The 19,005-nt window shown below is 59.4% G+C and carries 18 protein-coding genes; all 18 read left to right on the top strand.

Annotation, left to right across the window (positions count from 1 at the left end; translation table 11 throughout):
- Positions 1–44: 44 nt before the first annotated feature.
- Positions 45–1,469: a UDP-N-acetylmuramoyl-tripeptide--D-alanyl-D-alanine ligase gene (gene murF, locus FYJ40_RS01750; protein ID WP_154515236.1), complete on the top strand. Its 1,425-nt coding sequence runs from the start codon at positions 45–47 to the stop codon at positions 1,467–1,469.
- A 3-nt stretch (positions 1,470–1,472) separates the two neighbouring features.
- Positions 1,473–2,492 (top strand): phospho-N-acetylmuramoyl-pentapeptide-transferase, encoded by a 1,020-nt coding sequence (gene mraY, locus FYJ40_RS01755; RefSeq protein WP_154515238.1) that lies wholly within the window; start codon positions 1,473–1,475, stop codon positions 2,490–2,492.
- A 9-nt stretch (positions 2,493–2,501) separates the two neighbouring features.
- A complete protein-coding gene (gene murD, locus FYJ40_RS01760) occupies positions 2,502–3,908 on the top strand; it encodes a UDP-N-acetylmuramoyl-L-alanine--D-glutamate ligase (protein ID WP_154515240.1) in 1,407 nt (468 codons plus the stop codon).
- Positions 3,909–3,917: 9 nt separating this feature from the next.
- On the top strand, positions 3,918–5,438 hold the full coding sequence (gene ftsW / locus FYJ40_RS01765; protein WP_154515242.1) for a putative lipid II flippase FtsW: 1,521 nt from the start codon (positions 3,918–3,920) through the stop codon (positions 5,436–5,438).
- Positions 5,428–6,543, top strand: coding sequence for an undecaprenyldiphospho-muramoylpentapeptide beta-N-acetylglucosaminyltransferase (gene murG, locus FYJ40_RS01770; RefSeq protein WP_154515244.1), 1,116 nt, complete (start codon positions 5,428–5,430; stop codon positions 6,541–6,543). The genes ftsW and murG overlap by 11 nt, the downstream gene beginning before the upstream one ends.
- Positions 6,544–6,639: 96 nt before the next feature.
- On the top strand, positions 6,640–8,058 hold the full coding sequence (gene murC / locus FYJ40_RS01775; RefSeq protein WP_154515246.1) for a UDP-N-acetylmuramate--L-alanine ligase: 1,419 nt from the start codon (positions 6,640–6,642) through the stop codon (positions 8,056–8,058).
- 5 nt (positions 8,059–8,063) lie between these two features.
- Complete coding sequence (gene murB / locus FYJ40_RS01780) at positions 8,064–8,975, top strand: UDP-N-acetylmuramate dehydrogenase (protein WP_154515248.1); 912 nt, start codon at positions 8,064–8,066, stop codon at positions 8,973–8,975.
- Positions 8,976–9,180: 205 nt separating this feature from the next.
- Positions 9,181–10,197: a cell division protein FtsQ/DivIB gene (locus tag FYJ40_RS01785; protein WP_229770622.1), complete on the top strand. Its 1,017-nt coding sequence runs from the start codon at positions 9,181–9,183 to the stop codon at positions 10,195–10,197.
- Positions 10,198–10,397: 200 nt separating this feature from the next.
- Positions 10,398–11,549: a cell division protein FtsZ gene (gene ftsZ / locus FYJ40_RS01790; protein ID WP_154515252.1), complete on the top strand. Its 1,152-nt coding sequence runs from the start codon at positions 10,398–10,400 to the stop codon at positions 11,547–11,549.
- 210 nt (positions 11,550–11,759) lie between these two features.
- Entirely contained in the window at positions 11,760–12,560 is an 801-nt protein-coding gene (locus FYJ40_RS01795) for a polyphenol oxidase family protein (protein ID WP_154515254.1), read from the top strand.
- Positions 12,557–13,393, top strand: a complete 837-nt coding sequence (locus FYJ40_RS01800; RefSeq protein WP_154515256.1) for a phosphate ABC transporter substrate-binding protein — start codon at positions 12,557–12,559, stop codon at positions 13,391–13,393. The genes FYJ40_RS01795 and FYJ40_RS01800 overlap by 4 nt, the downstream gene beginning before the upstream one ends.
- A 1-nt stretch (position 13,394) precedes the next feature.
- Entirely contained in the window at positions 13,395–14,321 is a 927-nt protein-coding gene (gene pstC / locus FYJ40_RS01805; RefSeq protein ID WP_154515258.1) for a phosphate ABC transporter permease subunit PstC, read from the top strand.
- A 3-nt stretch (positions 14,322–14,324) separates the two neighbouring features.
- Entirely contained in the window at positions 14,325–15,230 is a 906-nt protein-coding gene (gene pstA, locus FYJ40_RS01810; RefSeq protein ID WP_154515260.1) for a phosphate ABC transporter permease PstA, read from the top strand.
- A 12-nt stretch (positions 15,231–15,242) separates the two neighbouring features.
- Positions 15,243–16,046, top strand: a complete 804-nt coding sequence (gene pstB, locus FYJ40_RS01815; protein ID WP_089571588.1) for a phosphate ABC transporter ATP-binding protein PstB — start codon at positions 15,243–15,245, stop codon at positions 16,044–16,046.
- A gap of 92 nt (positions 16,047–16,138) precedes the next feature.
- Positions 16,139–16,996, top strand: coding sequence for a PhoU domain-containing protein (locus tag FYJ40_RS01820; protein WP_154515262.1), 858 nt, complete (start codon positions 16,139–16,141; stop codon positions 16,994–16,996).
- 120 nt (positions 16,997–17,116) lie between these two features.
- The gene (locus FYJ40_RS01825; protein WP_154515264.1) at positions 17,117–17,854 is read left to right on the top strand and encodes a YggS family pyridoxal phosphate-dependent enzyme; all 738 of its coding nucleotides are present in this window, start codon (positions 17,117–17,119) and stop codon (positions 17,852–17,854) included.
- A gap of 60 nt (positions 17,855–17,914) precedes the next feature.
- Positions 17,915–18,643: a cell division protein SepF gene (gene sepF / locus FYJ40_RS01830; protein ID WP_154515266.1), complete on the top strand. Its 729-nt coding sequence runs from the start codon at positions 17,915–17,917 to the stop codon at positions 18,641–18,643.
- Between the two features lie 57 nt (positions 18,644–18,700).
- Positions 18,701–18,946, top strand: a complete 246-nt coding sequence (locus FYJ40_RS01835; RefSeq protein WP_154515268.1) for a YggT family protein — start codon at positions 18,701–18,703, stop codon at positions 18,944–18,946.
- The last annotated feature ends 59 nt before the right edge of the window (positions 18,947–19,005 follow it).

The raw sequence follows: 19,005 nt of genomic DNA on the forward strand, positions 1-19,005 counted from the left end.
ATACAATACGCCGATAGCGTTATTAGGTTTACAGGGGAGCTGCAATGATAGAGATCGCCGTCAACAACCTCGCGGCCGCAACAGGGGCCCGGACCGTGACGGGAGAAGCCGATCGGGTATGCCGTGGGTGCGTTATCGACTCGCGCCAGGTTGAGGAAGGCACGATTTTTGTTGCCTTTCCGGGTGAAAAAGTCGACGGCAACGACTTTGCTTCCCGCGCCATCGAATCGGGCGCCGGCGCCGTTGTGATGACGCGCGAGCCCAACGCCGAGCTCGTATCGCTGGCTCAGCGTAAGGGCTGCGCCATCCTACACACCGATGATCCCGAGGAATTTTTGCTGCGCCTGGCACATGCCTATCGCACGCGGCTTGGCTGCCTAGTGGTTGGCATTACCGGCTCTATCGGTAAGACGACGACCAAGGATGTCCTTGCGGCAGTGCTTGCCAAGCGCTATCGCGTTTGGGCCACCAAGGGTAATTTCAACAATCTGATCGGTATGCCGCTCACGGTTTTGGCCGCTCCTGCCGACACCGAGGTGCTGGTTCTCGAGATGGGTATGAACCATTTTCACGAGATAGAGCGCCTTTCTCGGTCCGCCAATCCCAACCTTGCCATCGTGACCAAGATCGGCACCTCTCATATTGGAATCCTGGGAAGTCGCGAGAATATCGCCCGCGCTAAGTCCGAGATTGTTGGGGGCATGTGTGCCGCCGACGACCTTCTCCCGTTGCTGGTTTTGGGCGGGGAAGACGACTTCACCCCGTTCATTCGTGAGACGTTTGCCGAGCCCGCGGGTATCGATGTGATGCTGGCGGGTGTTTCGGATGTTGATGAGGTTTGCGCCCGCGGCATTCACATTGATGACGAGGGCCGCCCGGTCTTTACGCTTGACTTTGGCATGGGTGAGTCCGTTGACACCATGCTCGTCATTCCCGGCGTCCAGTCCGTTCCCAATGCCGTTAAGGCCGCCGCAGTTGCCTATCGTTTGGGTGTGACCCCCGAGCAGATCGATGCTGCCTTTAGGGGTATCGCGATTACCGGTCATCGTCAGGAGATCAAACACGCCAAGAGCGGTGCCCGCATTATCGACGACTCGTATAACGCCAGCGCCGAATCCATGGCTGCTGGCCTTGACCTACTGTGCTCGCTTTCGTGTTCTGGCTCTCGAATGGCGATTCTGGGCGAGATGGGCGAAATGGGCGACGAGGCCCCCCGCATGCATGAGCTGGTGGGCGCCTATGCCGCGGCTAAGAAGCTCGATATGCTGGCGTGCGTGGGCGGTGAGCTGGCCGCTCGTATGGCCGAAGCTGCGCGCATGATGGGCATGGACGAGGACCGCATCCAGGTGTTCTCCGATTATCAGCAGGTGCTCGACCGCATGGCCGGCGCACTTGAGAAACATGACGTTGTGCTGGTCAAGGGCTCTCGCTTTGTCGAGCTCGACCGCTTTGTGGAAGGTGTGTGCTAGCCCATGTTCGGGAACCCCGCGTATCCTACATACCAGGCCTTTTTGGGACTTGGCATCGCCGCCGCCATTGCGCTGCTGCTCATGCCGTGGTGGATCAAGCTTCTTAAGGTCGAGGGTATCGGCCAGCAGGTCCGCGCCGATGGACCCAAACGCCACCTGATTAAGCAGGGCACGCCCACCATGGGCGGCGTTGTCATTCTCGTAGCCGTTTCGCTGACGTGCCTTTTGATGGGCAAGCTCACCACCGAGCTTGTGCTCGTGCTGCTTGCCACGCTTGCAACCGGCGTTCTGGGCCTTATCGACGATTTGACCTCTGTCACGCACGGTCGTTCGCTCGGCCTGACGCCCCACGCCAAGATGATCGGTCTCACCATCATCTGCGTCACGTTTACCGTGCTTGCCGTCAGCTGGTGCGGCGTTGCCCCCGAGATTCGTTTTCCCGGCGGTCTGACGATTGACCTCGGTATCTTCTCGACCACCATTGGTGGCCTTACCTTTCCGTGGCTCTATATCGTCTTTTGCTGGCTGATGATCGCCGGTCTTTCTAATGCCGTGAACCTGACCGATGGCCTGGACGGCCTTGCCGGTGGCACCTCCATGATTGCCATGCTTGCCATGGCTGCCATGGCGTTTTTGCACGGTGACGTAAACCTGTCTATCTTCTGTACCGCATGTGCTGGTGCTTGCCTGGGCTTCCTTTGGTTCAACTGCTATCCGGCGAGCATCTTTATGGGTGATACCGGCTCTCTTGCCTTGGGTGCAGCCTTTGCCTGCACGTCCATTATGACCAACACCGAGGTCGTCTCGCTCATCATCGGCGGCCTGTTTATCGTCGAGACCCTGTCGGTCATGATTCAGGTCGTCTACTTCCACTTTACGCATAAGCGCGTCTTCCTTATGGCGCCCATTCATCATCATTTCGAGAAGAAGGGATGGGCCGAGACTAAGGTCGTCATCCGTTTTTGGATTGTCGCTGCCGCTTTTGGCGCTCTGGGCCTTGCCCTGTTTTTCCAGTTGGGATAGTGGTTTTTCATGCCTCTTGCAGATTCCTTTAGCCTGCTCGTCTTGGGCCAGGGTAAGTCCGGTCTAGATGTCGCTCGCTGGGCGCTTGCGCACCCCGAGCGCGTGAGTACCGTTACCGTGTACGGTGGCGGCACGTCCGAGCCCAATGATGCCACGCGCTCGCTCGAGTCGCGCGGGGTATCGTTTGTCTACGGAACCGAGCAGGTCGAGGGCGCGTTTGATGTATGCGTGACGTGTCCGGGCATCTCGGAGTTCTCGACATTCTTTAAGGCTGGCCGCGATCACGCTGTCCAGATCATGGGTGAGCCCGAGTTTGCCTACCGCCTGTCTCCCCAAAATTGGATCGCCATTACGGGCACCAATGGCAAGACGACCACCACGTCGCTGACCGACTACCTGCTTAAGGCAGCGGGCGAGGCGAGCGTTGCTGTTGGTAATATCGGTGAGCCTCCGGTGAACGAAATCGACGACCGCGCGCATAACGAGTGGTTTGTAGCTGAGCTTTCGAGCTATCAGATCGCAACGACCCAGGAGCTTCACCCCCGTGTGGCGGTGCTGCTCAACATTACCCCCGACCATCTGGGCTGGCACAAGAGCCATAAGAACTATGCGCTCGCCAAGATTAAGCTCTTCGAGAATATGGTCGATGATGACCTTGTGGTTATTGATGTCGAGGATGCCGGTATCCATGAATTCGATGAGTATGTCTACACGCCGGGTCGTCGCATCTGCAAGGTCGCCTTTGACGACCCTGCGGGCGAGGACGCCGCATTTGTGCGCGATGGCAAGATGGTCATTCGCCTGAAGGGCGTCGAGACCCCGCTCATCGCCACGTCCGAGCTCAAAATCTCCGGACATCACAATGTCATCAATGCCCTGTGCGCTGCCACGGCTGCCCTGGCCGTCGGTGCCGATGTCGACGGTGTGTGTCGCGGCCTGGCCTCATTCCAGCCGCTGGAGCACCGCGTTGAGCCCTGTGGCGAGATCGATGGCGTGCGCTACGTCAACGATTCCAAGGCAACGAACACCGATGCGGTCGAAAAGGCCCTGACGGCGTTTCCCGACGACGACGTGATCTTGCTGCTCGGTGGTCACGATAAGGGCACGCCACTCGAGTCCTTCGCCCGCGTTGTCATGGACAACGTGCGATCGGTCGTCTGCTTTGGCGATGCGCGCGAGCGCTTTACCGCCGCTATGGACGAGGCCGATGTCGATGGTGACGTTGATATCGCTCAGGCTGACGACCTGCGCGACGCCGTCGACGTTGCCCGTTCGCTGTCGAGCCGAGGCGACGTGATCCTGCTTTCTCCCGCCTGTTCTTCGTTCGATGAGTTCTCGGGCTACGAGGAGCGCGGCCGCGTGTTTAAGGACTACGTGGCCCAGCTTGCCGCCGCAGCGAAATCGCAAATGGAATAGGGGCCGCCGGTGAGAGAGGAGAGCCCCCGACAAGGTATGAGGAGGCCCGACTCGGACCGTGCTTCCTCGCAGCGCAGTACGCCGCGCTCCGGTCGCGGCGGGCAGACGCTCAGCGAACGCTATATTGCCGGCGTCCCCGCCCGCATCATGCGCCCTCGTTTGATATTCATGGCGTGCCTGTTTACTTTAGTGTGCTTTGGTCTGCTGATGGTGTACTCGGCGTCATCGGTCGAGGCATTGCACGAGAACGGCTCGGCGACGTATTTCCTGGTTCGACAGGCTACCTTTGCCGGGGTTGGCGTGCTTGCCATGGTTGCGATCGTTCGCGTCTTGCCGGACAGCTGGTTTGGGGAAGATGTACTTAGGGTTTTCCTTATCGGCATGATTCTCTTGCTGTTTGCGGTATTTCTTGTCGGCAGTGGCAGCCGTGGCGCCACGCGCTGGCTCAACATCGCCGGTATTCAGTTCCAGCCGTCTGAGTTTTTAAAACCGTTTGCCATCGCGTATTCGGCCATCATGCTCGACCGTTTCTTTTCGCCCGGTGGCAACATCAACGAGTTCCTTCGCAAGATGGTCGTCTACTTGGGCATTTCGCTCTTTTTGATCTTTATCCAGCCCGATTATGGCACCGTCTTGATCATCTCGCTGACCCTCATGTGTATGGCGTTATTTGCGGGCCTAGACCCCAAGTTTATCATCGGCGTGATCATTCTCGTCATTGTCGTGAGTGTGTTTGCGCTTGTTGCAGAGCCGTACCGCATGGTGCGTGTTCAGGTTGCCCTGAACCCTTGGGCCGACGAGTATGGCGATGGCTATCAGGCAACGCTTGCCATCATGGCGTTTGCTTCGGGCGGCTTGTTCGGCCGTGGCATCGGTAACTCCACCATGAAGTACTCGTATCTGCCCGAGGCACACAACGACTATATTCTGGCCATTATCGGCGAGGAGGTCGGTTTTGTCGGGACCGTGCTGCTCTTCTTGGTCTTTGCGATGCTGATTTACTCAGCGTTTCGCATTGCCGAGCAGGCTGCGGACCGTCGCGGAGCGCTCATGGCATCGGGTTCCGCAGTCATTCTCGCGGTACAGTTTTTGATCAATGCGCTGGGCATCCTCAACGTGTTTCCCATGACGGGTAAGCCGCTGCCGTTTATCAGCTACGGCGGTTCGTCGATTATCGTATCGCTTATGCTTGCGGGGTTGATCTTGCGCGTCTCGCACGAGAGCGCCCGTCGTGATGAGTACGACCGTCGCCGCGAGAGCTTTGCCGTTATGGACGAGAGCACCGCCGGCGTGCCCCATGTGCGCGGCGATCGCCCTTCGCGCAACGGTTTTACCGTCTTGGACGGCTCTGCGTCCGAGCCGGCGGCTCGTCCGCGCCCGCGAACGGCTCCGCAGGGGCGTCCCCAACGCCCGAACCCCCGAAGCTCGGGCGGCGGATATAATCGAATCAATTTGAATTCGGACCCGTCGGCGCGTCTGCGCACCGAAGATCAGGGACCGCGCGTACGAAGGGATTTTCATGACCGATAAGATGACCGTTGCTATCGCAGCCGGCGGCACGGCGGGACATATCAACCCTGCGCTTGCCTTGGCTGAGGAGTTGCGCGACCGCGGACATCATGTTGTGTTCGTGGGCCAGTCGCATAAGCTCGAGGGTCGTTTGGTTCCCGAGGCCGGGTTCGATTTTGTACCTATCACGGTCACGGGCTTCGACCGCTCCCGTCCTTGGACCGCGCTGAGCTCGCTGTGGCGCGTCAATAAGGCCAAGCGCTCGCTCGCCAGCCATTTCTCAAAGGTTGGCAAGCCCGATGCTGCCATCGGTTTTGGTGCCTACGTCGAGGTCCCGCTGCTGGGCTGGTGCAAGGATGCGGGCGTTCCGTATCTGCTGCACGAGCAGAACTCTGTTCCGGGCCTGGCCAATAAGATGATGAGCTCCCATGCCGCCCGCGTGTGTATCTCGGTGCCGGCTGCGCGCTCTGTCTTTGAGCGCGCGGGCGACCCCGAGCATGTGCTTATGACCGGTAATCCGGTGCGCCGCTCGGTCATTGAGGGCGATCGCGCCCGCGGCCGCGAGGCACTTGGCGTGCCCGAGGACGCTGTGCTGCTGCTTGTCTTTGGTGGTTCGCTCGGTGCTCGGCATCTTAACGAGCGCGTAGCCTCGCTCAAGGGCGAGCTGCTGACCCGCGAGAATCTCTACATTTTGCATTCGACGGGTGCCGACGGCTTTGAGGACACCGAGCGTGCTTTGGCGCTGACGTCCGATGAGATGAAGCGCTATCGCGTCCAGCCCTACATTGACGACATGGGCGACATGCTAGCTGCAGCTGACCTGGTGCTCTCGCGCTCCGGCGCCTCGAGCGTGGCCGAGATTGCCGCCCTCGCCGTGCCTTCGGTGCTCGTGCCGTATCCGCATGCCACGGCCGACCACCAGACGACCAATGCGCGTTATCTGGTCGATGCCGGTGCCGGCGTGCTTTGTGCCGATGCCGATATCGATGCTCCTGCGTTTGCCGAGGAGCTGCTGCATCTGGTCGATGACGCCGCGGCGCGCGATGCCATGCGTCAGGCGGCGCGCGGGTTGGCTCAGGACCGCGCCGCCGCACTTTTGGCCGATGCGGTAGAGGGTTTGCGTTAGTTAGACGGGATATCGAGCTTGCGCTCGCGCGGATGCGGTAGGTGCGGTACAGTTAACGGGTTACAGGCAGTGTTTACGCAAGGAGTACACGAGCACATGGCTGATTCCCAGACTGCAACCTCCGCGCCCGAGTTCAAGAGCGCCCACTTTATCGGTATCGGTGGCGCCGGCATGAGCGGCATCGCTCTCGTTTTGCACGAGCGTGGCTATGCCGTTACCGGTTCCGACCTTAAGACCTCGCGCTACATTCGTCAGCTTACCCGTGCTGGCGTGAAGGTTCATGTGGGCCACGAGGCCGCCACGATCGATGAGGTCAAGCCCGACGTGGTCGTGGTCTCTACCGCTATTCCCGAGTCCAACCCCGAGCTTGTGCGTGCTCGCGAGCTCGGTATTCCTGTGTGGCCCCGCGCCAAGATGCTCTCGGCTCTGGGCCACGGCTACACCACCATCGCTGTTGCCGGCACGCACGGCAAGACCACGACGTCCTCGATGTGTGCCACCATGCTCGACCGCATGGGTCTGGACCCCAGCTTTTTGATCGGTGGTATCGTCGAGGGTTACGATACCAACGGAAAGAACGGCTCGGGTGACTACTTTGTCGCCGAGGCCGATGAGTCCGACAGCTCGTTCCTGTTCCTGAACCCCAACGTGGTCATCGTGACCAACGTCGAGGCCGACCATCTCGACCACTACTCGGGCATCGAGGAGATCGAGGCCACCTTTGCCAAGTTTATGGGCCTGGTTGGAGAGAGCGGTACCGTCATCGTTTGCGGTGAGGACCCGCATCTGGTCGAACTCGCCAAGTCGACGGGTCGCCACGTGCTTTCCTATGGCTTTGCCGAAACCAACGACGTCGTCTGCGTGCATCCGGATGTCAAGGGCATTCAGAGCGATTTTATCGTTCGCTTTGAGGATGGGACCGAGCATGCTGTCGAGATCAAGAGCAACCCCGGTCGCCACAACATGCTCAACGCCACGGCAGTGCTAACCGTTGCCCATGTCCTGGGTCTCGACGTCGACGCCGCAGCCGAGGCGCTTTCGAGCTTTGAGGGCGTCCGCCGCCGCTTTACCCATGTGGGCGATATTGACGGCATCACCGTGGTCGATGACTACGGCCATCATCCCACCGAGATCAAGGCGACGCTTGCCGCCGCCTCGTCGCTGGGCTATAAGCATGTTGACGTCGTGTTCCAGCCGCACCGCTATTCGCGTTTGCAGGCGCTGTGCGATGACTTTGCCGATGCCTTCGCCAATGCCGATAAGCTGCTGCTCATCGACGTGTTCTCTGCCGGCGAGATGCCGATTCCGGGTGTTACCTCCAAGATGCTCGCTGACACTGTGCGCGCCAAGCACCCTGGCAAGGAGGTCGTGTACTGCTCCAGCCGTCTCGAGCTCAATCGTGAGCTCGAGAAAATGGTAGGTGAGGGCGATCTGCTGCTTACTATGGGCGCCGGCGACGTTACGACCGTTGGCCCTGAGTTCATCGAGTATCTGACTGCCAAGAAAGACGCTTAGCCCCTATGGGTCTGTTTAACGCCGTCATGGCGCTTTCGGGCATGATCGACACGGATGTAGTCGAGGATGAACGCCTTGCGCGTCATACGAGTTATCGTATCGGCGGCAAGGCCGACCTCTTCGTGACGTGCCATAGCTATCATGCCCTTCGTCGTGCCGTGGCAGTGCTCGACCGTGAGCAGGTGCCGTGGGTCATTATCGGCAAGGGATCTAATCTGCTCGTTGCCGATGCGGGCTATCGCGGCGCCGTCATTTCGCTGGGGCGTGAGTTTCAGCGCACCGTTGTTGCCGAGGACGGTTGCACGCTGACCGTTGGCGCGGGCGTTATGTTCGCACGTTTGGTCAACGATGCCCTGTCGCGCGGGCTTTCGGGCCTTGAGTTTGCGGTTGGCATCCCCGGCTCGGTCGGCGGCGCCGTATCTATGAACGCCGGTACGCGTACCGAGTGGATAGGTTCGCTTGTCGAGGATGTGGTTACGTTTGACCCGGCATCCGGCATTAAGCATTATGCGGGGTCCGAGATTGCCTGGGGCTACCGTGAGTGCAGCCTGCCGCGTAACGAGATTATTCTCGAGTGCGTGCTTAAGCTCAAGCCTGCGCCTAAGGCCGACATTCGCGAGCGTATGGAGCGGTACCTGACGAGGCGCAAACGCACGCAGCCCATGGGTCGCGCTTCTTGCGGGTCGGTCTTTCGCAATCCACCCGACGCGAGCGTTGGCAAGCTGATTGAGGATTGTGGATTAAAGGGTTTTTCGGTTGGCGGTGCGGAAGTTTCGCCCGTACACGCTAATTTTATCGTTAATAACGGTACCGCCTCGGCCGATGATGTGGCCGCGGTTATCAGGCATGTGCACGGAAAGGTGAGGGAGGCGTATGGCATCGAGCTCAGACCGGAAGTCAAATTCCTCGGCTTCTAGAGCATCGAAACCTACCTTCCGCCGCGCCGGAGGGCGTTCCGGCGCACCCGTCCAGCCTCAACGCAAGCCCCCTGTGTCCTCCAAGCCCGCTGGATCCGTACGGTCCGCCAAACGTCCGGTCGTCGGCTCGCAACTTGGTGGACGCACTGCCGCAAAAAAGACGGTTCACCCGGCTCCGCGCCCCTCGGTGACGTCTAAGTCGGCGATGGGTGCCAAGCCCTCTCGCCCCATAGTGACGCCCAAGCCCTCGCTGGGGGCTAAAGCGACGCATCCCGGTCGTACGTTGGGCGCTGCCAAGCCGCGCTCGTTGACGTCGGTGCCCGCCACTAAGGCACCTGCGACCAATAAGGGTATCAATCCGCTGTCGTCGCTTGGCGCCATGGCGAGTAAGACGTCCGAGGCCGCCTCTGCCGTTAAGGGCAAGAGCAAAATCGTGGGCGGTATCTTGGCGGCTGTGGCCGTGCTTGCCGTCGTTGCCATCGTCGTTATCAATTCCGGCCTGTTTGCCGCTACCGATATTCAGATCGAGGGCAGCGAGCATGTGACCAAGCACGATGCCATGCAGCTGATCAGTCTGCCCGAGAACACATCGCTCTTCAACGTAAATCCCGACCAGATTACCGAAGATCTCAAGCAGAACCCGTGGGTTTCGGGCGTGGACGTTCAACGGCAGTTTCCCCACACGCTCGTCATTACGCCGACGGAGCGCAAGGTCACCGCGATCGCTTATATAAGTTCCGACGATCTTGCCTGGGCCATCGGCGACGATGACACCTGGATCGCACCGCTTTCGACCTCTGTGGAGGTGGACGACCAGGGAAATGTCGTCACTTCGGGTGAGGGCGCCAACACATTGAGCGGTATCGATGCTGCGTTGGCGCTGGCCAAGCACTACGGGGCCGTGCTGCTTACCGATGTCTCGGCTGATGTCGAGCCGGTCTCGGGGCAGGCTGTTTCTTCCAAGGCCGTTAAAGCGGGCCTGGATTACGTGCGTGGTTTTTCCGGCGAATTCTTGGCGCAGATCAAGGATATTTCTATACCTTCGGTCGAGGCCATCTCGGCGAATCTTGATAATGGCGTTGAGGTCTCGCTGGGCGATTCTGATGATATCGCCAAGAAGGAACGCGTCGTGACCAAGCTTCTGTCGCAGGTAGAGGGCGTAACCTACATCAACGTTCGGTCTCCCGGCAACTATACGTTTAGAAACGCACCGACCGCTTAGCGTCGGTGCGTGGCTTTGTTGAGGGGCCATACCACGCCGTTTATCTGGTTTGTTTGGTTTTCACGGTCAATTATTTGACTGATACGTTCATAATGTGCAAACATAATACGGTTTACCTTTGCATTTACTTTCAACCTGAAGGTTAATGTGCGCAGGGGTCAACCCATGCTATGGCTATAACCTTTGTTCGGAGGACCGACATGCACGAGACAGAGATCAACAACTACCTTGCCGTCATTAAGGTGGTCGGCGTCGGCGGCGGCGGTACCAACGCGGTCAATCGAATGATCGAAGAGGGCATTCGTGGCGTCGAGTTTGTTGCCATCAACACCGATGCTCAGGCGCTCGCGATCTCTGATGCCGATATCAAGGTCCACATCGGTACCGACCTTACCCGCGGCCTGGGCGCTGGCGCCAACCCCGAGGTTGGTCGCAAGGCTGCCGATGAGTCCCGCGATGACATCGCCGAGGCGCTCGCTGGCGCCGACATGGTGTTCATCACCTGCGGTGAGGGCGGTGGCACCGGCACCGGCGCCGCTCCCATCGTTGCCGATATCGCGATGAACGAGGTCGGTGCGCTGACCGTCGCCGTCGTGACCAAGCCCTTCACCTTCGAGGGCCGCAAGCGTAAGAAGAGCGCCGAAGAGGGCATTAAGACCCTTTCCGATTGCGTCGACACCATGATCGTTATCCCTAACGACAAGCTGCTCGACATCGCCGAGAAGAAGACCACCATGCTCGAGGCCTTCGCGATTGCCGATGGCGTCCTTTCCCAGGGTACCCAGGGCATCACCGACCTCATCACCGTCCCGGGCATCATCAACCTGGACTTCGCTGATGTTAAGACCATCATGAAGCAGGCCGGCACCGCCATGATGGGTATCGGTACTTCTTCTGGGGACACCCGTGCCGTCGACGCCGCCCAGCAGGCTATTTCCAGCCCGCTGCTCGAGAGTTCTATCGATGGTGCTACGCGCGTCCTGCTCTCCATCGCCGGCTCCAAGGATCTGGGCATCCAAGAGATCAGCGACGCTGCCGACGTTGTCGCCAACGCCGTCGATCCCGAGGCCAACATCATCTTCGGTACCGTTGTCGACGAGTCCCTGGGCGATCAGGTGCGCATCACCGTTATCGCTACGGGCTTCTCCGACTCTAATGTCAACCGTCAGGACGAGCTCTTCGCTGCCCAGCAGTCCCAGAGCAAGGCTTCCGTTGCCGAGCCTCAGCGTACCGTTCCCGCTGCAAGCTCGGCTCAGTCTGCCCCGACCCGCAATGTCGGCGGTACGGAGCTTCCCAATTTTGGTAACGACCAGTTTGAGCTTCCCGACTTCCTTAAGCGTGGTAGCTTCTAGTTCGTTTTTCTCAACGACCTGCACGGGGTGTATCCATTTGGATGCACCCCGTTTTGTTTCTCGTTTGTAAACGAAAGTCTCCAATCTCTTTACGTTCCCCTTACGTTTGGTCCCTACCGCTGCGGGTATCCTTTTGTAGAAGTATGGCAGCCGTATGGCACGGACTGCTGCGGCTTGGCCGCGATACTCGTGTTATTAGGAGGCTTTAGTATGGCAGCACGTGCGGACAACGTTTCGCGTGTCGACCATGATGGAGTTACGTTGGTAGAGGGCGCGACACACGATGTCCGCTTTGCCTTCACCGAACGCACTGGCGGTGTTTCCGAAGATGCGTACTCCTCACTCAATCTGGGCTCGCATGTTGGCGATGACCCCTTTGCCGTTCAAGAAAATCGTCGCCGCGTACTCGAGGCCATGGGTATTGCCGAGTGCGAGCACAACCTGCTTGTCCCCAATCAGGTACACGGTGACAATGTCGTGACGGTGACCTCGAACGGCGCCGATGATCTCGAGAACATTCGCGAGCAGATTGCCGAGGGCTGCGATGCCCTCGTCTGCACGGCGCATGAGGTGCCCGTGATGCTTTGCTTTGCCGATTGTGTTCCCGTTGTGCTGGTGGCTCCCGGCGGCTTTGCCGTGGTGCATTCTGGCTGGAAGGGCACGATTGCGCGCATTTCCGCCAAGGCGTGCCAAGCGCTCTGCGAGGCGGCTGGCTGCAAGCCAGACGACATCTCTGCCTATATTGGGCCCCATATCCTGGGTGACGAGTACGAGGTGTCCCAAGAACTTATGGACCGCTTTGCCTCCGAGTTCGCGTGCATCGATGCTGCCGCTTCTCGTATGCTCGATCTTTCCGCCGCCATTCGCGAGGCGCTGATGGACGCCGGCGTCGAAGCGAACGGCATTGTGGACACCAAGCTCTCCACCGTTCGTCAGAACGACCGCTTTTATTCCTACCGCAACGAGGGCGGCACCTGTGGGCGCCATGCTGCGATCGGCGTGATGCTATGAGAAAGATCGCATCGGTCCTAAGCGCGGCAGTGCTCACGCTTACGCTGTGTGCCTGCTCCTCGGGATCTTCCACGTCTTCTATCACCGTGGCCGGCTCGACCACCTGCCTTCCCATTGCCGAGATTGCGGCCGAGGGCTTTAAGGAGGAGACCGGCACCGACGTGCTCGTCTCTGGCCTTGGCTCTTCTGCCGGTATCGAGGCCGTCAGCAACGGCACGGCTGACATCGCCAGCTCGTCTCGTGGCCTCAATGCCGACGAGCAGAATCTGGGCCTGACCCCGATTGTAATCGCGCACGACGGCATCGCAGTCATCGTGAACGACGATAACCCGGTCGACAACCTCTCGACCGAGCAGCTTCGCGACATATACGCCGGTAAGATTACCAACTGGAAGGAAGTCGGCGGAGAGGACCTGAAGATTCAGGTTATTAACCGCGATGAGGCGTCCGGTACGCGCGAGGCCTTCCGTACCATCGTGATGGACGGCACGCCGTTCGATCGTCGCTCTGCCGTTCTTTCGGGCACGGGCCAGGTACGCGATGTCGTGTCCCGTTCGCGTGGTGCCATTGGCTACATCTCGCTGGGTTTTGTCGAGAGCCTCAACGCTAAGACTTCGGTTAAGGCTGTTTCGGTCAACCATGTCGAGGCATCCGAGAAGACGGTCGCAAGTGGCGGCTACCCCATCTCGCGCGACCTTTACTTCTTTGTGAAGGGTACGCCTTCGCAGCGTGCACAGGACTACATTGACTATGTGACGTCGGAGAAGATGGACAAGCAGATTCGCGAGGCGGGCTTTATTCCCGTCACCAACGACGGAAAGGGGAGTGAGTAGCATGGAAGCGCAGGAAACCCCCCAGATTGAGCGAGAGACTCAGGCGCCCAAAAAGCGTGAGTTGGCGTTGGTGTCGCGCAGCACCTATCTCAAAGAGAAGGCGCTGCAGTGGATCTTCTTTGCTTGCGCGTTCTTGGCGGTCGTCACCGTCATCCTGATTTTTGTCTTTACCACGTACTCGGCGTTGCCCGTCTTTACCGACATCGGTCTGGCGGACTTCTTTAGCTTTACGTGGGCGCCCTCCGAGGGCCATTACGGCATCATGTCGCTGCTGGCGGGCTCTGGTCTGGTGACGGTCGGTGCGCTCGCCATGGGTGTGCCCCTGGGTGTGGGCACGGCCGTGTATCTGGTCGAGATCGCCGGCAAGCGCGTGCGCAGTCTCATCAGCCCCGCCGTCGACCTGCTGGCGGGTATCCCCTCCATCATCTACGGTTTCTTTGGCATGGTCATCATCCGTCCGTTTATCGCGCAGCTGACCGGTGGTCTTGGCTTTGGTGCGCTGACAGCGTGGCTCGTGCTCGCCATCATGATCGTTCCCACCATCACCACGCTCACCATCGATGCCCTCAATTCCATTCCCATGGGCATTCGCGAGGCATCCTATGCCATGGGTGCCACCAAGTGGCAGACCATCTACAAGGTCGTGCTGCCTGCAGCCAAGTTGGGCATCGTCGATGCGATTGTCTTGGGCATGGGTCGTGCCATCGGTGAGACCATGGCCGTGCTCATGGTCGTTGGCAACGCTCCGGTCATCCCGGACAGCATCTCGAGCCCCATCTCGACGCTCACGAGCCAGATCGCGCTCGACATGAGCTATTCCTCGGGCCTGCACCGCTCGGCTCTGTTTGGCATGGGCGTGGTCCTGTTTATCATTTCCGCCGCATTGGTGGGCATCGTCCGTCTGATTTCCAAGAAGAAGAGGGGGTAGGCTATGTCCGATTTCGTTGACACGACGGTCGATACGACCTCGTCGCGCGAACGCATCAAGCGTGCCCTTTCCCATGGTAAGAAGGGCCGCATCAACAAGGATCTGTCCAACAAGATTATGCTCGGCGTGTTTCGCGCCGCGGCCTATATCACCACGCTGGTGCTGGTCGCCATCATCGCCTATGTAGTTATCAACGGTCTGCCTCACATCTCGCTCGACTTTATCTTTGGCTGGCCGCAGGGCGTAAACGCCGAGGGCGGCATTTGGCCCACTATCGTCTCGACCGTCTACGTGACGGCGCTCGCCATGCTCATCTGCACGCCGGTTGCCGTCTTGGCTGCGGTCTATCTGGCCGAGTATGCCAAGCAGGGCAAGGTCGTCGACATCATTCGCTATGCTGCCGATGCCCTGGCCTCGGTGCCCTCCATTGTTATGGGCCTTTTTGGCTACGCCTTGTTTGTCGAGGCCATGGGCCTGGGTCTTTCGATGGTTTCGGCCGCCCTGGCGCTCGCACTTCTGATGCTGCCCATTGTCATGCGTACCACCGAGGAGGCAATCCGCGCCGTTCCGCGCTATATCCGTTGGGGCGCATATGGCCTGGGTGCCACCAAGTGGCAGGTCGTCTCCAAGATCGTGCTTCCTTCGGCTTTTGGTCGCATCGCCACCGGCATCGTACTTGCCATCGGCCGCGCCATCGGCGAGACCGCCGTGGTGCTCTACACCATGGGCCAGGCCATCAACCTGCCTATTTCGCCGCTCGATTCCGGCCGCCCCATGACCGTTCACCTTTATCTGCTTGCCAATGACGGCATCAACATGAACGCAGCCTACGGCACCGCGCTTTTGCTGATGGCGATTATTCTGGCCTTCAACCTGTTTGCGCGTTATCTGTCGCGCAAACGCCGCTAGTTAAGGAGTCCCATGTCCGTCTATCAGTCCGCTCCCACGCTGGAGCAAGCGGCCATCACGGCCAAGGATTTCAACTTTTGGTACGGTGACTTTCATGCGCTGACGGGTCTCGACCTCAACATCGCCAAAAACGCCATTACCTCGTTTATCGGCCCTTCGGGCTGCGGCAAATCGACGTTTTTGCGCTGTATCAACCGTATGAACGACCTTATCGAGGGCACGCGCGTCGAGGGCACCATGACGCTCGACGGCAACGATATCTATGCCGAGGGCGTCGACCCGGTCGACCTTCGCCGCCGCGTGGGCATGATTTTTCAGCAGCCCAACCCGTTCCCTAAATCCATCTACGAGAATGTTGCTTTTGGCCCTCGTCTGCAGGGCGTGACTAGCAAAAGCGACCTCGATGACATCGTGGAAGAATCGCTCAAGCGCGCCAACCTCTGGAAAGAGGTATCCAATCAGCTCAACAAGGATGGTTTGGCGCTCTCGGGCGGTCAGCAGCAGCGTCTGTGCATCGCGCGTGTGCTCGCGGTGCAGCCCGATGTCCTTCTGATGGACGAGCCCTGCTCCGCCATCGACCCCACGTCCGTCTCCAAGGTCGAGGATCTGATGGCCGAGCTGGCGCCCGAGATGACGATCATCATCGTCACACATTCAATGCAGCAGGCAGCTCGCATTAGCGACTACACCGCCTTCTTCTTGCAGGAGGTTGCCGGCGAGCCCGCCACGCTCATCGAGTATGGTCAAACCGACGCGATCTTCACCAGCCCGGTGGATTCGCGGACGGAAGACTATATCACCGGCCGCTTTGGCTGATCGGTGCGACTAGTCCCAAGCCGATCGGACCTGGTCCGGTGCGTATTCACTGTGCGGGCGGCATGACCGCACCCAACTGATTGGAGTGAACCATGCGCAAACTGTTTTCCCGTCAGCTCGTCGAGGCTCGTCACGAGATGTTGAGCATCTACGAGGCTGTAGACCTGGCTCTTCACGACGCCGTGAAGGCCTATGTGACCGACGACCGCAAGCTCGCCACCAAGACCAAGAAGCGCACGCTTTCGATTGACGCGCGCTGCGCCAACCTGGAGGCCGTGTGCTACAACCTGATCGCTACGCAGTCGCCGGTCGCCTCCGACTTCCGCTTGCTGCAGACAATCATCTACGTCGACTTTAACCTGCAGCGCATGACCGATAAGGTTCGCCAGATCTGCCGCGCCACGCGTCATATGGTCAAGGCCGATATCTCGCTGCCCCAGGAGCTCGTCGGTACGGTTGAGGCCGAGGCCGAAGCCGTATACCAGGTGCTGGGCTCGTCGCTTTCCGCGCTCGTCACCAACGACATGTCCATCATCTGCAACCTGGCCGTCGAGGACGAGCCGGTGCATGCGGCCTATGAGAAGTTCTTCCGTACCTTCAACCGCATGGACGCGGGCGAGTTTATGGACGACGACAGCAACTATGACGATCTGCGCCGCGCCATCATGGTTTCGCGCTACCTCGATCGCATCGCCTCGATTTCCATCGATGCCGCCTGCCGTCTGACCTTCCTTTTGACCGGCCAGCGCATGAACGCCGGCGATATCGCCCGTACGGACGAGGATGAGCTCGAGAGCATGCGCGTACCTTCGGGCGAGGGCGTCATCATGAGGCCCACTGTCGATGCGCGCTTTGTTGCCAAGGTGCCCGCTAACGAGGTGAGCGAGGGTCTTCGCTACCTGCTCGAGCACCTCGAGGACGAGGACGATACCGAGGATGACGAGGAGTAGGGTAGCTCCGTTCGTCGAAAGATTGTAAATACCTAAGTGAGCGCGGCCTTGCACATGCAGGGCCGCGCTCTTGCGTTAGCATGGGACTACTTGTATGGCTGTTAGCGGAGGCGATTGGCAATGGATAATTATTTGAACGTGATGCGCGCTCGCCGCGAGCAGATTCTCGAACGCTTTTATGCCGCACTCGATCGCGCGGGCCGTTCTCACGATGCCGCACGTCTGATTGCCGTCTCCAAGACCGTTGGCGTCGATGAGACCGTTGCCGCCATCCAGGCAGGGTATCGTCATTTTGCCGAGAACCGTCCGCAGGAGCTTGTTCGCAAGCTTGCGGGGCTGGCGGAGCATCCGGAGCTGCCCGAGGTGCGCTTCGATATGATCGGTAATCTTCAGACCAACAAGATCAATGCGGTGCTGGGTGCGGCCGAGCTGATTCATTCGGTGGGGTCGCTTCATTTGGCGCAGGCTATCTCGAGCCGTGCCGTCCGCAAGATTGAGGCGGGCGAGCTTGCCGGTCCTCAGCATGTGCTGATCGAGGTCAATGTAAGCGGGGAGGAGTCCAAGGGCGGCTTTTCGCCCGATGAGGTTCGTGCCTCCGCCGGCGAGCTTGCGGAACTTGAGGGAATTTGTGTGCAGGGGCTTATGACCATGGCACCCCGGGGGAATAAGGATGTGGCGCGCCGCACCTTTGCCGGGCTGCGTGAGTTGAGGGATGAGCTGGAGACGGCACACCCCGATCTGTGTCTGCCTGAGCTTTCTTGCGGCATGAGCGAGGACTTTGAGCCTGCCCTTGAGGAAGGCTCGACGCTTGTTCGCCTGGGCAGGGTAGTATTCAGCCCGGAGTTTGAAGTAAAATAAGAGCCTGAAGTGCGCGCTGATTGTCAGAGCGCCTGCATTAGACCGTGAGAGGACACAACCATGGGTTTCCTTGACGAAATTAAAAATAAAATGCACCTAGGCGGCCAGCAGGGTTATGACCAGGGTTATGGCCAGGATGATGACTACGGTTACGATGACGGCTATGACGACGGCTATCAGAACAACGGCTACAGCGGTGCTTCGGGCGAGGGCTTCTACACGCAAGATGAACCGAGCAATGGACTGCTGGGGCAGACACGCCGCGGAGAGGCTGAGTCGGTTGCTGTGTACACGCGTTCCGGTCAACTGATCGGCGACGACTCCCGTCACGCTACGACGTACAATCCGCCTTCGCGCTCTCAGGATGCCGCTGCGGGCGGTTATCGTCCCGGCGCCTATGACACGCCGTCAAGCTACGCCGAGAACGCTCGGGTCCGCGCTGCCGCTGTGCCCGCTCCTGCTTCAACGCCGAGCGATGCCTCTGCCTATGCGAGCAATATCATCAACGCCACGCCTCAGTTGCCGGCCTACGTTCTTCGTCCGGAGAGTTATGACGACGTGGAGACGGTCGTGCGCCGCGTGCGTACCAAGCAGCCTGTCGCGCTGATCTTTGTGGGCGTTCGCACCGAGGTCGCCAAACGCGTCCTGGACTTTAGCTATGGCTTTGCCTGCGGCCTGGGCGCTTCGGTCAAAGAAGTGGGCGATCGCGTGTTTATGGTGCTGCCCGCCGGCTGCGAGGTCAAGGATTCGGATCTCAAGAAGCTTCGCGCCGACGGCTATCTCAAGTAAAGACAAGGCGAGGAGATTCCCATCAACATCTACACCATCGTTCAGCTTGTCAACACGCTGTTTAATTTTTATTCCACGTTGATTGTGGTCTACTGCTTTATGACGTGGATTCCCATGAAGCAGGGTGGTTTGCTACAGGATATCGCGGCGGTGCTCGACAGCGTTTGCGGCCCTTGGCTCAACCTGTTTCGCCGGTTTATGCCGCCGATGGGCGGTATCGATTTTTCACCGGTCGTTGCGATTATTGCGTTGCAGTTGGTGCAGAAGCTCATTCTGCAGCTACTTATAGGTATACTCGTATAGGACTGGCTCAGTAACCTATGTCGGGCGCTTAGCGCCAAGGCGATGATAAAGGAGAACTT

Source organism: Collinsella sp. WCA1-178-WT-3 (M1), assembly GCF_009696325.1.
GTDB lineage: Bacteria > Actinomycetota > Coriobacteriia > Coriobacteriales > Coriobacteriaceae > Collinsella.